General features: G+C 55.4%; 9 protein-coding genes. 1 reads left to right on the top strand and 8 read right to left on the bottom strand.

Annotated features, from left to right (window positions below):
* Positions 1 to 216: 216 nt before the first annotated feature.
* Positions 217 to 618, bottom strand: a complete 402-nt coding sequence (locus KRAC_RS35610) for a hypothetical protein (protein ID WP_007915822.1) — start codon at positions 616 to 618, stop codon at positions 217 to 219.
* Between the two features lie 113 nt (positions 619 to 731).
* Between KRAC_RS35610 and KRAC_RS35615 the strand changes: the two genes are divergently transcribed.
* Positions 732 to 2,831, top strand: coding sequence for an XRE family transcriptional regulator (locus tag KRAC_RS35615; RefSeq protein WP_007915823.1), 2,100 nt, complete (start codon positions 732 to 734; stop codon positions 2,829 to 2,831).
* Positions 2,832 to 2,844: 13 nt separating this feature from the next.
* Here KRAC_RS35615 and KRAC_RS35620 read toward each other — a convergent pair whose 3' ends face one another.
* The 7 genes from KRAC_RS35620 to KRAC_RS35650 form a co-directional block, all read right to left on the bottom strand.
* Positions 2,845 to 3,564 (bottom strand): TMEM175 family protein, encoded by a 720-nt coding sequence (locus tag KRAC_RS35620; RefSeq protein WP_007915824.1) that lies wholly within the window; start codon positions 3,562 to 3,564, stop codon positions 2,845 to 2,847.
* Between the two features lie 163 nt (positions 3,565 to 3,727).
* A complete protein-coding gene (locus KRAC_RS35625; RefSeq protein ID WP_007915825.1) occupies positions 3,728 to 6,817 on the bottom strand; it encodes a winged helix-turn-helix domain-containing protein in 3,090 nt (1,029 codons plus the stop codon).
* 128 nt (positions 6,818 to 6,945) lie between these two features.
* A complete protein-coding gene (locus tag KRAC_RS35630; protein WP_007915826.1) occupies positions 6,946 to 8,706 on the bottom strand; it encodes an ABC transporter ATP-binding protein in 1,761 nt (586 codons plus the stop codon).
* On the bottom strand, positions 8,703 to 10,499 hold the full coding sequence (locus KRAC_RS35635; RefSeq protein WP_007915829.1) for an ABC transporter ATP-binding protein: 1,797 nt from the start codon (positions 10,497 to 10,499) through the stop codon (positions 8,703 to 8,705). Before KRAC_RS35635 ends, KRAC_RS35630 begins: the two co-directional genes overlap by 4 nt.
* Before the next feature lie 461 nt (positions 10,500 to 10,960).
* Positions 10,961 to 12,892: a glycoside hydrolase family 127 protein gene (locus KRAC_RS35640; protein WP_007915831.1), complete on the bottom strand. Its 1,932-nt coding sequence runs from the start codon at positions 12,890 to 12,892 to the stop codon at positions 10,961 to 10,963.
* 150 nt (positions 12,893 to 13,042) lie between these two features.
* Positions 13,043 to 13,480 (bottom strand): hypothetical protein, encoded by a 438-nt coding sequence (locus tag KRAC_RS35645; protein WP_007915832.1) that lies wholly within the window; start codon positions 13,478 to 13,480, stop codon positions 13,043 to 13,045.
* Positions 13,481 to 13,725: 245 nt separating this feature from the next.
* Positions 13,726 to 14,523 (bottom strand): class I SAM-dependent methyltransferase, encoded by a 798-nt coding sequence (locus tag KRAC_RS35650; RefSeq protein ID WP_007915834.1) that lies wholly within the window; start codon positions 14,521 to 14,523, stop codon positions 13,726 to 13,728.
* Positions 14,524 to 14,787: the final 264 nt, after the last annotated feature.

The following is a 14,787-nucleotide window of genomic DNA, read 5'->3' on the forward strand; positions in this document are numbered from 1 at the left end:
ATGAGCCAGCATCACACATAAGCACTATTGAATGGATGATTAAAAGGATGAAGTCTGTTGGACCATGCTCAAACGGTCTTCAATTTTCGCTTCGCATAGTGTGTGATGCTGGCGTTGCTGCGTCACGCCAGCATCACACACTATGCGAAGCACCGTAGGTGCTGAGAAGTGAGGCGGGGACAAATCATTCTCGTATGTAACGGCCAATGAGCACGATTATGCTCCGGAACTGCGTGCAACTGTTGGGTGCTGAACCCGGGCGGGCGCCATTCTGATATAAGCAATAAGAAAGAGAATACCGAGAAGCACGTCCACACCTCCAATAAGCATACTTGGCGGGGATCGATGGAGAAAGACGAGCAGGAGAAATGCTATCCCGGAGGCCTTCTCTAAGACTGCCAGCAGCATGATTGGCCGATAGCGCGCTGGATCACGTGCTATTACCAGGAAGAGTAGCTGGCACACCAGCGCTACACACGCAAAACCATAGTAATACTCAGGGTGGGTGATAGCTGGTGGCTGAGTGGCGTTAATAACCCCTTCTGTAAGAAAGAGCGGCGCAACCACCACAATACCGTAAATTCCTGCGACCAGGAATACCATTTTTGCAAATTTCATTGGTTTGTTTGTTCCTTTGTGTTTGAATGACCAATAAGCTCTAGGGATATAATAGGACAGGCGATGCACGAATCAATTGTGCAATTAAGGGCAAGCGAGTGGAGCGTGAATCTATGCAGGAGAGAGAGCCTCTTGAGGTAACCACCTTTGGTGAACTGCTAAAATTACTGCGTAAGCGGCAGGGGCTGAGCCAGCAGCGTCTTGCGGCCCGCCTTGGTGTGCATCGTAATACGATTGGCACCTGGGAACGTGGCGACTTTCTTCCAGATAGCAAGGGTATGGTTCTGGAACTGGCCCGCCACCTTCAGCTTGATAGCCAGGAGACGCGTCAACTTCTGGAGGCCAGCTTGATAGCCCTCTCCGCTTACTGGTATGTGCCCTATCCGCGCAACCCTTTCTTTACTGGGCGTGAGGAACTATTACAAACTCTGCATGCTCGGCTCACAGAGACAGTCGGTGCCAGTTGTTATGCCTTGAGCGGGCTGGGAGGCGTTGGGAAGACCCAAACAGCCCTTGAATATGCCTATCTTCATGCTGAGGAATATAGCGCAGTCTTCTGGTGCGATGCGAGTACTCGCGATACGCTTCTTATTAGTTTTCAGGCCATAGCACGCGCTTTGCAGTTCTCTCCAGGGCGAGGGCTGGAGGATGAAATTATTTCTTCAGTTCTGCACTGGCTCACCAATCACTCTGGCTGGCTGCTTATCTTTGATAATGTAGAAGACCTTGCTCTCCTTCAAGAGTTTCTGCCTCTGGCACGCTCGGGTGCCATACTCCTTACTACGCGTCTCACAGCTCTTCAAGGGCTGGGACATATTGTGTCATTACAGCCATTCACAGCGGCAGAGGGGCGTGTATTTCTAGCTGGACGTCTGTGGACGAATGAGTTGTCTCCAGTTTCTTCTAAGAAGCAGGAGCATGATACACTCTCTTTTGAGGGAGATGCATTAGTAGAGGCATTGGGTGGTCTGCCGTTGGCTCTTGACCAGGCAGCTACATATATTGAAGAGACGCAATGCGGTCCTGGCGATTTTTTGCATCTGCTAGAGGCATATCCAGCCGACTTGCTTCAACATCAGGTCAGCATTGCCGGACATTCCCTTCCTGTGTTCAAAACCTTTCAGGTCTCCATTGAACAAGTGCAAGGTAGGCAGATAGGTGCTGTGGAGCTGCTCACGCTCTGCGCGTTTCTGGCAGGTGAGAGTATTCCTGAGGAGATGATCAGCCAGGGCGCGTCATCTCTTGATTCAGATTTGCGCTCACTGCTTACAGAGCCTTTGCGACGCAATGCAGCTCTGAGGGAATTGCTGTCCTATTCCCTGATTGGCCGTAGTGCGCGTGGAAAATTGTTCACCATGCATCGCCTGGTGCAAATGGTGGTGCGAGAAAGTTTACCTCTGGAGGAGCGACAGAGGTGGATATTGATGGTTACACGTATGCTCGAAGCGCTCTTTCCACTCGATCTGTTGCACGAGGATTACTGGCAGCGGTGCGAGTGGCTCCTACCTCACGTTTATACTGCTCTGTCCCATGCTGAGCAATGGAGTGTGATAGCGCATCCCATTGCCTTCCTGAGTGCGAAAGTAGCAGGATATCTCCTTGCTCGCACACGCTATGAGGAGGCGGAGTCCTTTGGCGTGCGGGCGCGGGATATGTTAGAGCAACTTGATGAGCTATCTCATCCCGATATGATCTATGTTTTGAGCATCCTGGCAACGCTTTCTAGCGCGCAGGGACGCTATATGCAGGCCCAACAACTCCTACAACAGGCCATCCAGGTGAACGAGCGCCAGTTGGAGCGTCGCTACCAATCCTACGCGGCGTATTGCCTGAGTAAGCTTGCTGCTCTATATGCTGAGCAGAGTCGTAAAGAAGAGGCGGAGACACTCTTTCAGCAGGCATTACATACTAGCCAGCTTCTGCTGGCGAAGGAGGAGGAGCATTCCTTGCTAGCCACCGCTTTCAGCGAACTGGCCCAGCTTTGCGTAAAGTGGGGTCAACTTCAGCAAGCGGAAGAGCTTTTCCGGCAAGCCATTCAGCTTTGTGAGCAGTCATTTACTGGTGCACAGTCTCCTTATCTTGCCATCAGCCTTACCAACCTGGCCTCGCTCTATTTTAAGCAGGGGCGCTACGAAGAGGCTCAGGCACTTTCGCAACGCTTCATTAGCCTGGAGCGCCAAGGATTACGGACAAGGCACCCCTATTTATACTGAATTAAAAGGTTTATTATTCGCCGGAAACCGGTGTTTTGCTCTCGGGTTTTGTTGGTGCCATTGTGTGATGGCGCGTGAGGCGCTTCTCGATCCTGTCACTGATGACATGAGCGATTCTGGCAACGATAGGGAGCAGGAACCAGCTATAGAATACTGCGTTTGCATCAATGTGTGGGATGGTTAGCAGGATGAGGGAGAGGCAGAAATAGATGGGCATAATCAGAATACGAATGCAGCGTGTAATAATTTCATGCTGGCTGATTGCTGCATCAATTAATCTGTGTTTCCACGAGGCATAGGCCCAGAGCAAGAATGACGAGAGGCCACAGCCTACCAGGACGAGAGTGTAAAATATGACAACTTCAGCCGGGTTCCCAGTGGTTACCAGGACATTAAAGGAGGCGGGGAAGAAGACGACAAAGGCCAGAAATAAGAATGTGAGCGTAGTAAAGGGTCCATCCTGGCGCTTGATATATGTCATGAGTTGGCGATGGCTCACCCAATAACCAGCCACAGTAATGAAGGTGATCAGATAAAAGATGCTTTTCGTCAGGAGATTGCCCAGTTCCTCATGTAGTGCACCTGCCTGTACGCCTTCAGGCAGCTTGATATCAAGTACAAGCAAGGTCATGGCAATGGCAAATATGCCGTCGCAGAGCATAATCAGGCGGTCAAAACCGAGGGATTTTTCCTCAAAAATCATTCTTGAGGGGGAATATTGTCTCATTTTCATTCAGTTACTCCATAAGCGGGATGTGTATCTCTGTCTGCTTGTTATGTACCTCAGGTATTTCATGGTAAGGCTTGAAATCGCAATTGTCAATCTTAATACTAGGTTGGTATTGTTGCATAGTTTGCGGGCTTAGCCCGCAAACTATGCAACAATACCAACCTGATTAAACGAGGCCCAGTTGCCGGGCTGTGTTGCTGGCTTCGACGCGGTTGGAGACGTTGAGTTTGCGGTAAACGCTCTGGAGTTGAGTGCGGATGGTATTGACTGAGACGACAAGCTCGCGGGCGATATCAGCGTTGCTATTGCCGGAGGCCAGCAGGCGCAGGACGCGCTCTTCCTGTGGGCTGAGGGATTCGAGCAGGAGTGAGGCGCCGGGTGTGCTCGGCTGCGTTGATGTTGGGCTGCTTGGCGCGAAGGCGTTGAGCAGGTGCAGGGCGTGGTTGCGCAGGGTTTTGTCTGTAAGGCGAGGCAGGAGCCCGCGCAGGAGCAAGGCCATCTCCTCGCCCTCGTCGAGAAAGAGGCGTGTATAGCCTTCGCTATGCGTGGTTTCCAGGAGGGTTTGGAGTTGGGTAAATGCTTTGGCCGGTGTTCCCTGCCGCGCATAGGCGAGGACCATGACGACCTGGGCTTCGAGTAAAAGGGCGATGTGATCGGTTCGTTGAGCTTCTGCACAGATGTGATTGAGTTGCTCCAGGGCGACAGTGATACTCCCCTGGGCGAGCAGGTAGCGCGTTTTTAGAATGTGTTCACGCTGGCATTTGAGGAGCGGTAGAGCTTCCTCGCTCTGCTCTATATTGCTGAACCAGCGCTCTACGGCGGCTAGACTGCCGTGCGCCAGTTGAAGGCGTGCCAGGCAGGTCTGTACTTCGCGGTAGTGCTGATAGCTGAGAGGAGTGTGGGGTGTGGACGTGCGTACTAGCCAGGCAGTCAGGCGCTGTTGGGCCTGCTTGCCCTGTCCCTGAGCCTGCTCGATCAAGGCCAGGAGGATGCTGGCCTGCGCCTGTACTTCCTCGATATGCATCTGTTCGGAGACCTCCAGGGCTTCACGCGCCATCGGCTCCGCCTTCTCCAGGTCGTTCCATTGATAGTAGATCTGTGCGAGTCCATACAGGCTGCGCGCAATATCATCGCTATCCTCCTGTGTCCGGGCTTCGCTGAGCATCTGGCGAAATTGTTCGGCGGTGTGATGCAATGTTCCCTGTTCACAGCCTACCCAGGCCAACATTCCGCGCGTGGCACGCGCGTAGAGAAAATTGCCCTGTTGCTCATTAAGTGCCAGGGCCTCAAGGAGAACTCGGCGTGCCTCTCGCAGGTCACCAGCGAGGATCTCTCCTGTGCCTACGACGGTCAGTGCGAGATTGCGCCAGGTGCGATCCTCTTGTGGGAGCCAGGCCAGCGCTTGCCTGGCCCAGGTCACGGCCTGGAGAATATTGCCCTCCTGGCGTGATAGTAACGCGCGGAAGGCGAAGATCTCGGCCAGTTTCTCGGTGTTGTTGATGTCGCGCCAGCGCTGTTCCGCCAGGCGCAATAAATGGTCTATATATTCTCTGCCAGGGTGAAGTTGTGGCTCTTCCATCAAGAGGAAGAGATGGGTCATCGCATAGTGTACACAGAGGTCGGGATGGTGTGCCAGATCTTTTTCAGGCAGGCGTCTAAACCAGCGATGCAGCGTATATAGTTCCTGAGTGGCCAGGGCTTGAGTATGCAACTTCTCCTTGAGAAAGCGCTCAAGCAGGTCGAGCGCGCGCATGAAATTGGTGGCATCGAGTGCCGTCTCAATCGCCTCTGCATAGAGATTATGTGCTTCATACCAGGCACTGGCGCGGGCTAAGAGCCTGTGCAGATGCGGCTCGCCCAGGCGCTTATGCGCTTCCTGGCGCATGGTGTCGGCGAAAAGTGGATGATAACGCGCCCATCCTCCCGACCCATGAAGGGGAATCAAGAAGAGATCGCTGGCGCGCAGGTCCTGGAGCAGCACCGCGCTGTTCTGGCGCTCGCGGATAACATCACACAGTTCGGCATTAACGAGCGGGAGTATGCATGATTCTAAGAGAAACTCCTGTTGCTCAGACGTGAGAGTGTGGAGCACCTCTTCAAATAAATAGGCACGTACGCTCCAATGACTACGCGTAAAGGTTTGCAGTATCTGTTCTACTTCGCGCCTATCGTTGGCTCCTGTAATGGACATAGCTAGCAGACGCAATCCTGTGCCCCAACCCTCAAGATGTTCGTGAATCTGGCGTACCTCTTTGGGTGTGAGCGAAAAGGACAGCACACGCTCAAAGAAGGCGCGTGTCTCTTCCAGAGAGAAGGCCAGGTGAGGAGGGTAGATATCTAATAGCTCATTGCGCGCACGCAGACGTGTGAGCGAAAAGGGAGGATCGCCGCGGATGAGCATATAGAGATGCAGCGAGGTCGGTAGGTGATCCAGGAAGAAACTCAGCGTCTCGATCACCTGGGGCGTGTGTAGCACGTGGCAATCATCCAGGATGAGCACTGTGGGATACTCAAGCTGGCTAAGCTCGTTGAGGAGAGTTGTGAGCATCATATGCAATGGCTTAAAGGGAGGCAGGCGATGGGCGCGCAGGAGTGCCAGCGCTTCCTTGCCACAGTCAGGATACGCGTCCTGGCAGGCGGCGATGATGTAGCGCCAGAAGCGGATCACATCGTTATCGCCCTCGTCCAGAGTCAGATAAGCTACATGCGGAAATCCCTCCTGAGAGCGGCGTTTGGCAAGCCACTGACCGATTGCCGTGGTCTTCCCATAGCCAGCTGGTCCCGCTATGAGGGTCAATTTATACTCCAATCCCTTGTCGAGCAAGGGCCAGAGCTGTTCGCGAGGGAGGAGTGAGCTTTGAAGACGTGGCAATTGGAGCTTGGGCATCAAGAGCGGCTCAAATTGTGGTGGTTGACTCGTGGCCGTGTTGGGGTACATTGAGGTGTGCCTCAGCAGCGTCGCGACCTCTTCCAGGCGCTCCAGGTTTAGCTGCTCGCTCCGTCCCAGGTAGCGCTTGACCATGCCTGTCTCCTGGCGCTGGTAGGCATACCAATAGCCTTCGCCTGATCTGCGGCGCTCCTTGAGCAGATTAAGCTGACCATTACGCCCATGAAAGGCAAAAGCCGTGTGCTCCCCAAGCCATTGCAGCCATTCCTCACCTTGCAAAGAAGAGGCTGTTTCGCCTGCTGGTCCAATAAAAGAGTAGGCATTCAGCTCAGCTAGCCAGCTGATGGTATACTGCGCACGCCTGGGCATAGATGTATATTGCTCCCTCTGTTTTGCTCCCCAACAATATCTATGGATGATTGTACATGGATGGGGAGCAAAAAACAAGTGCTCCCCATCCATGGCTTGTAAGCACATGGCTTACTCGCTATGTACCTCTAGTACAGATCTCCTTTCCAGAGCTGGCGCATCTCTGCGCTATAGGTAAGCAGGTATTCCAGGTTCCCCTGCGCTTCAATGTGTCCCTCTTTGAGGACGATGATGTGATCGGCTCGCCTCAGCGCTGCTTCGCGGTGTGAGACTACGAGGCAGGTACGCTGTTCCTGGGCAAAGATGCGCTGCCAGAGTAGGCGTTCAGTCTCAATGTCCAGGGCACTGGAGAGATCGTCGAAGACCAGTAGTTCGGGTTCGCGCGCGAACATACGCGCTGCCGCGCTCCGCTGTACCTGGCCGCCTGAGAGCTTGACGCCTCGGGGGCCGATGACGGTTTCCAGGCCGGAAACCAGGGTCTCGACGTCGCGCTCCATGACTGCGGTGTGGACGGCCTGCTGCACCTGGCCCTCGTCCAGGACAAGACCAAGCGTGATATTCTCGCGCAAGGTTGTGCTGAAGAGTGCGGGCGTCTGGGGTGTGTAGGCGCTGCGTGGTGGCACAAAGAAGCTTGTAGGCTGCGTCACCAGGCCCCCATTCCAGCGGATCTCGCCCTGCATCTTTGGCAATAAACCAAGTAGCGCGCGTAGCAGCGTGGTCTTTCCTGAGCCAACGCGCCCGGTGATTACGACAAATTGCCCTTGTTCAATACGCAGGCTGATCTCGCTGATGCCACGTTGGGTGCCGGGATAATGATAGCTGAGATCGCTTACCTCTAGTGTCTCCAGACGCTCCTCGGCTCCCTGGCGTAGCACGGGAATAGCTGGTAGGGGGCCACGACGGTAGATTGGTCCAGGCTTTACCAGGGCATTTGGTTCTGCTCCGAGCATGAGGTCGTTCAAGCGTTTGTGAGCGACCCGCACCTGTCTGTAGGCCGCGATGCGCTCGATAAGCTCACCGCTGAAGCGGGCGATGTTTGCCATATAGGCGACAAAGAGCGTAAAGTCACCGATAGTAAAGTTGCCTGCGCGCAACGCACTGCCCGCCAGGAGGAGCACCAGGCCAATGCCGATACTCGAAATGCCGGTATCGAAGAGGCCCAGGAAGGCATTGCTAAAAAGATTCTCCTGAAGCGCGGCCCGCCTGCGGCGCTGGTTGAGGCGCTGAAAATGTCCGATCACACTCTCGGTCGCGCCCGCGACCTGGACGGCCTGGACGGAGCCAAACATCTCGACCAGGTAGCTACTGATCGCGCTCCCGGCCTCGCGGGTAGCGGTGCGATAGCGCTCGATACGTCTGCCAAAGGTATTGACCAGCACGTTTCCCAGGAGCAGAGGTATGACCGCTACAATCGTCAACTGAAGGTTGAGATGGGCCATGATGATGAGCGCTGTCACGGTTTCAACGGCCATGCCAAAGACAAAGGCGCTCATTACCAGGAAGAAGCCTACACCTCCTGGATCACGCTGGAGGCGGTTGATAATGTCTCCGTTGGGATAAGGGAGGTCGACTGCCGCGGGCTGACGTAGCAGGTGCTCCAGCAGGTTCTTGCGTAGCAGGGCCTCGATGTTGAAAATCGGGAAACGCTCGCTTACCATCGTTATGATAAGGCATGTCATGCGTGCCAGTACCAGGCCTAGCAAGAGCGCGAGCAGGCCCCAGAAGTTGGCATCGAGCCGCATTCCATGCGTCAGGCCGTCCACGATTTGCTGGATGATGAGGGCTGGCGCCAGCGGCAGGAGGCGGCGCGGAAACTGGAGCAGTATGTCCCACATGTAGCTCCAGCGCGTAAAGCGTATGAGACGCCATAAAAATTGTTGCGTTTTCATGCCAGTAGCTCCTCCGGATGCGTCATCTGTAGTAGTCGGGCATAGCGCGAGGCGGGATCTCCCGCCAGATCGGCGCGTGAGCCATACTCCACGATTTGACCGGCCTCTAGAACCATGATGCGCTCAACGCGCTCCACTGTTGAGAGACGGTGGGCGATAATAAGCGCTGTACGCCCGCGCAGTAAGCGTTCGGTCGCCTGAGTAATGAGCCGCTCGGTCGCGGGATCCAGGCGCGAGGTGGCCTCATCCAGAATAATCAATTGCGGATCCTTGAGAAAGACGCGGATACAGGCCAGGAGCTGTGCCTCGCCAGCCGAGAGGCCCGCGCCGTTGCTTGCGAGCGGTGTATCGAGGCCTTCTGGCAGGCGCATATACCAATCATACAGGCCTAATTGGGTGATGGCTGCGAGGATACGCTCGTCATCGATCCGCTCATCAAAGAAGGTCAGATTCTCGCGCAGCGTGGCGCGGAAGAGCTGCACCTCCTGAGTGACGAGTCCCACACGCTGGCGCAGGTCCTCTAGCCATGCCTGGCGCAGATCCTGTCCCCCCAGGCAAATGCTGCCAACCACTGGATCATAGAAGCGCATCAGCAGGCGCGTGAGCGAGGTCTTACCGCTGCCACTACGCCCGATCAGGCCCACGGCCATTCCGGCTGGCACCTCAAACGAGATGTCGCGCAGTACTGGTTGGGCTGACTCATAGTGAAAGGCGACCTCTTCAAAGGCAATGTCCAGGGCACCGGTAGGGAAGCTTACGCCGGGACCATCTGGAACCTGGCTAGCGGTATGATAGATTTCGTTGATGCGCTCAATGCTGGCCGTGGCCTCCTGAAGGGCGCTAAACTGTTCTGTTAATTCAAAGGTGTAGTCGAGCATGAGCGAGTTGTAGCTCAGGAGGAGTACAAGTGTCCCGAGTGTGATCGAGCCATGCACGAAGAGGTAGACACTGATGATGAGCGCAAAGATCATGCTCACTACCTCGATTGCCAGCCCGGAAACCTCAAAGCTGGTCCAGTAGAAGGTGCGCTTGATTTCGGCGGTGTTCTCCTGGCGCTGCAACTGCACATAGCGCCGCAGAATATAGGGTGCTGCTCCACTGGAGGCGATATCCTCCAGGCTAGCAAGTAGCTCTCCCCAGAAGCCGCTCAAGACTGCTTCCGCCTGCTGGTGTTTCTTATAGTATGGAATAGCAAATTTCTGGACGCGTACATAGGCAATGATACTGATAACAAGGTAGGCGCCCATGACGATGCCCAACCACGCGTTCTCCCGTGCCATAAGAACCAGGATGCCCAGGACTAGCAGGGCATTGCCCAGCACGAGAACCATAAAGCGCGAGAAGAAGTTCGCCAGGGAATCAACATTGCCATCGACGCGCTCGATAAGCTCGCCCGGGGTATAGCTGCTGTGGAAGGTGCGATCCAGGTTCAGGCAGTGGCGCGTGAGATCCTCACGCAGCCAGTTGGTGGCGCGCCAGCCGACATCCTCACAGAAGTAGGCTGCGAGCGCGGAGACGAGGCGACCGCCTATCGCCACGCCCAGGTAGAGTAGGGCCGTAAGCGTGAGCACTTGCTGCGTGGCGCCACGCTGAAAGGCGTCGATAAAGACGCGGATGATCTGGGGTCCCAGCAATTGCATGGCGATGCTGGCGAAGAGCAGGAGCGCCATCACGGCGACCCTTAGACGCTGTGGCCCCAGATAAGTCCGCAAGAGTGTAAGGTACTGGCGCGATGTGACGCGTGGCGGTGAGTTGCGTGCCTTGAGCGACAGTAAAAACTGCCAGAGCTTCATTGGTTGTCCTCCATGAAGGGATACAAGTCGCAGACGAGGACAACCGCTGAGGGCAGAGACGTGCAAGGCGTCCTGGATTCAGGGAGTGAAGATGAAAGGATGGAAAGGGCGAAGCCAACGCACGCTCATCATCACCGGTCGTACTCGCTGCGTACGCCGGTGAGAAGCGCGATCAGTCGCTAATGAGAGAGGGGTGATCGCGAAGAATGTGAACAGGCGCATGCAGGCAAAAAGGGCAGAGTGATCCCCTGGGCCAGTGGCATGCCATTGCCGCAATGAAGTCCCCCATTTCGTGGTAAGAACTTAATGCAACTGTTCAACATTTTTGCTTCTCCAGATACTAATACATCATATATAAGATAAGTGTATATGCGAAACTACTACATTGTCAAGAGGTTATCTGTTGGTGTTCAGGGTGTGAGGCGGGCGCATGCCCGCCTCACACCCTGAACACCTTGACCCTACAATTTGATATTCTCATCTAGAGGAAGCCAGACTTGCATGGGGCCGGCTTCACGGTTAGCCCAGGCGTAGTAGGGGATGGCGATGAGCTGGACCGGGCGATAGCTGTTTTGCCTGGTCTGGTTATGGGGGCGATAGAGCTGTCCCTGCCAGTCCTCTGAGACCTGTTCGTAGCCCTGAGTGTGCAGGGTTACGACTCCGCCCAGGAGTTGCTTTTGTGCTTGTACTTCCCAGTGGGTTTGGCCTGAGAGGACAATATCCCATACATCGACGGAGCCGTGATCGACCTGCTCAAGGCAGTAGACCAGGGGACCGCGAGCGATGGCGACGCGGCCACGGTTGCTGGTAACATGGGGATGGCTCTCCAGGAGGCGAACCTCCAGAGGCAGGACAATTGTGACCTTATCGCCTGGCTGCCAGGTGCGGTTGAGCTGGGCATAAGTGCCTGGCTTGATGGCAAGCCCCTCGACAGGCTGCTTGTTGACCTGGATCTGGGCGCCTGTCGCCCAGGCGGGTATGCGCACAAAGAGGGTGAAGTCCTGGGCCTCTCGCATCTGGAGCCTGACGCCAATCTCTTCATCCCAGGGGTAGTTCGTTTGCTGCTCGATGGTAATGGCCTCTCCGCTGGCCAGGGGAATCTGAGCGGTGTTGCTGGCGTAGAGATGCAGCCAGATGCCCTCCTCTGAGGTGCTGTAGAAATAGCCGGGGAGCGAGGCGAGCAGGCGCGCAATATTGGGGGGGCAACAGGCCGTATCAAACCAGGGCTGGCGGCGGTGTTTGCCACGGTCCGCGAGGGGATTCTGGTAGAAGTAGAGTTTCCCATCGAGCGAGCTACCCGCGATAACGCCGTTATAGAGCGTTTGCTCGATCACATCGGTGAAGCGCGCCTCCGGCCTGGCCTGGAGGAGGCGCCAGTTCCACATGACGCTGGCGATGGCGGCGCAGGTCTCCGTGTAGGCCCGTTCATTAGGGAGCTCATAGTTCTCACCGAATGCCTCACCCTCCCAGCGTGATCCCACGCCGCCTGTCACATACGTCTTGCGCTCCGTGAGATTCTGCCAGAGGGCCTCTTGCGCGTGGTCAAGGGCTGCTTCCCCTGTCTCAAGATAGGCATCGGTTACCCCTGCGTAGAGGTAGAGCGCGCGGACTGCGTGTCCCACGACTTCCTGCTGCTCGCGCACTGGCAGGTGATCCTGGCAATAGGGCGAGCCATTGAGGACAGGCGGCTTCTGACCACGCTGACCGATGAAGAACTGTGCCTGTTGCAGGTAGCGTGGCTCACCTGTCTCGCGGGCCAGCTCGACCAGGGCCAGCTCAATTTCGGGATGTCCACAGGTTCCCGGGCGCCCCTGGGGACCAAAGACCGAGGCGATATTATTGGCCACGCGGGTCGCCACATCGAGCAGGCTGGCCTTGCCGGTTGCCCGGTGGTGCGCGACCGCAGCCTGGAGAAGATGGCCCGCGCAGTAGAGCTCGTGCATATCTGTGAGGTTGCTCCAGCGCTCGGCCTGGCGCTCAAAGGAGTAATAGGTGTTTAGATAGCCGTCATCATCCTGAGCTGAGGCGATAAGCGCGATTACCTCGTCGAGCTGCTGCTCTAAGCGTGCATCGGGAGTCTGAGCGAGTGTCCAGGAGGCCGCCTCCACCCATTTGTAGACATCGGAGTCGTTGTAAAATATGCCCCTGAAAGGAATTGAGCTATCTCCAGCCGCCCGGCGGAAATTATCGAGTCGCCCGGTACGCGCGGATAGTTCGTATTGCTGTGGAAGCGTCACGGTCTGATTGATATCACGGCGTGGCTGCCAGAACGTATCCGTAAGCTGTACGTTGCTCATGCTGACCGGGTGTAATCTGGCCTGTGGACTGCGCCGAGTATCGACAACAAAAGCGGTATCCTGTTGCTGTGAGTTGGAATGACTGCTAAAAGTCATTGTGGGAAAGAGCCTTTCTGGTTATGAGATCTACCAAGTGGGTGCCGACGCTGCGAGAGCACGCGTTTACATACCATGATACGACATTCTCCGCCCCATCATATATAAACGTGTGCTTTAACGTGTGCTCCCGCAGCGTCGTGCTACTCTTTACTGTTGCATGGGTGGCAGTTGCTCGGGATACTGGGCTTCGGGGGCCTCATGTGGCTGAGGCTGGGTAGAATTTTGCGAGGGATAGTAGTATTGCTGTCCGCCTTCCTGATAGTTTGCTGGTGGAGGTTGGTAGCCCTGGTCATAAGGCTGGTAGTAGGACTGCTGCTCTTCCGACTCGGCGGGTGTCTGGTATGGCTGTTGATATTTCATGCCTCTATTGCGACTGGACATGAAGAGGCCCGCCCCGATCAACAGGAGGACGAGCACGCCCAGGCCGAAGAGTATTGTCGAGAGGTGGTGTGTAAAGTAGACGACGGCGATGATGATAAACACGATACCGAGCCAGCCACCTCTGGACCGACGATAGTTTCGCCTGTAGGAGCGCCGGGCGTTCCTGGCCGCTCTCCGCGCGTCTCTTGGATCTCCGTATTGCATGAATGTGCCTGCTTTCCTCTATGATGGGTTGGGCTTCAACGCTTGACCCTAAAATTCTATGATTTCTATACCTTTATTACCAGGAATACGAATGTCTCGTGCTTTGGTTGTGTATGGATGCGTCACTTTCGCGCCTGCGGAGCTCAATGGATAGGGATGGTGGTGCGGATGGCGGCGGAGCCGCCATCCGCACCACCATCCCCTTACCCGAGGCGAGCTTGCGAGCCGGGAGGAGATAGCAGTTCCTATGGCTTACGCGCAATTATGAAGAAGGTGTGGAAGGGAATGTCGAGCATGCCATCACGCTCAAAGATGCGCTGAATTTCAATGAGCTTATCAAAGTAGGCGTTGATGGAGAAATCGGGTACCTCCCAGGGAATGGCCTTGAGATAGTAGACAAAGGCGCCCAGGTCGAGAAAACGCGTGGTATGAAAGTGCTCATGCTGCTCTATAATCTGCCAGCCGTGCGCATGCAGTTCATGCGTGGCGTACTCCAGGTTCCAGGCGGATTTGTGGGGTGCGCCCTCGTAGGAGAGCAACTCCTTCTGGCGTCCCAATAGTTCATGGATGCGTACATTGGCCTGGTCGCTAACCTGCTGCGTGATGAAGTGTTGACCTGGTTTTAAGACACGCAGTACCTCGCGTGGATTGTAGCTCCCATGGCGATTGATAATAAGCTCCAGCGTATTGTCGGCGAAGGGAAGTGTTTCGTCATCTACGGCATAGACGGTGGCCCCCAGGGGATCAAGGAGCCGATGGGCCATGGCGAGATTTGGTGCGTAGCCCTCTGTGGCGTAGGCATGCGGCACGGGGTACTGTCTAAGTAGATCGGCGAATTTTTCGCCACCACCGGTACGCATGTCGAGGATGGATTGTACTTGCTGCATGGCGGTCTGTACAGCCCTGATATAGTCCCACATCTTGGGTTGGGTTGCTACATCTACCCTTCTGCCGTCCAGGTACGACCAGTCCCAGTAGTCGAAGTGGTGGTTGTATTCGGAGACGAGGTAATCATAAAGGGTCTGAGTGTTGCTATCTCGCATGCTGATTTCTCCTTGCAATTTGCAATTTTAATGTTGACAAAAAAACCGTGGACATCCTGCCCACGGTCCTGCTAGGAGACATAAGCTGGCGCCAAAAACGCAGAAGGCCGTGGGCAAATTTTTTCGCCCACGGCCTATGTCTACCTGACTGCTACGCGTTTTAGCTTCTCAGCGCCAAAGCATGGCTAAAAAAAGGCAGAGTACGGCCCTGGACGAAAAGCTGGTTATCCTGTGAGGTTGTATCATGGATACCTGGCATCTGCA

The sequence above is a fragment of the Ktedonobacter racemifer DSM 44963 genome (genome assembly GCF_000178855.1).
Lineage (GTDB): Bacteria > Chloroflexota > Ktedonobacteria > Ktedonobacterales > Ktedonobacteraceae > Ktedonobacter > Ktedonobacter racemifer.

What these genes read in the sequence shown, in the direction of transcription:
- KRAC_RS35615 (WP_007915823.1), top strand. Translation starts at nt 732, where the DNA reads ATGCAGGAGAGAGAGCCTCTTGAGGTAACCACCTTTGGTGAACTGCTA.
- KRAC_RS35645 (WP_007915832.1), bottom strand. Translation starts at nt 13,480, where the DNA reads ATGCAATACGGAGATCCAAGAGACGCGCGGAGAGCGGCCAGGAACGCC.
- KRAC_RS35650 (WP_007915834.1), bottom strand. Translation starts at nt 14,523, where the DNA reads ATGCGAGATAGCAACACTCAGACCCTTTATGATTACCTCGTCTCCGAA.
- KRAC_RS35625 (WP_007915825.1), bottom strand. Translation starts at nt 6,817, where the DNA reads ATGCCCAGGCGTGCGCAGTATACCATCAGCTGGCTAGCTGAGCTGAAT.
- KRAC_RS35610 (WP_007915822.1), bottom strand. Translation starts at nt 618, where the DNA reads ATGAAATTTGCAAAAATGGTATTCCTGGTCGCAGGAATTTACGGTATT.
- KRAC_RS35640 (WP_007915831.1), bottom strand. Translation starts at nt 12,892, where the DNA reads ATGACTTTTAGCAGTCATTCCAACTCACAGCAACAGGATACCGCTTTT.
- KRAC_RS35635 (WP_007915829.1), bottom strand. Translation starts at nt 10,499, where the DNA reads ATGAAGCTCTGGCAGTTTTTACTGTCGCTCAAGGCACGCAACTCACCG.
- KRAC_RS35630 (WP_007915826.1), bottom strand. Translation starts at nt 8,706, where the DNA reads ATGAAAACGCAACAATTTTTATGGCGTCTCATACGCTTTACGCGCTGG.
- KRAC_RS35620 (WP_007915824.1), bottom strand. Translation starts at nt 3,564, where the DNA reads ATGAAAATGAGACAATATTCCCCCTCAAGAATGATTTTTGAGGAAAAA.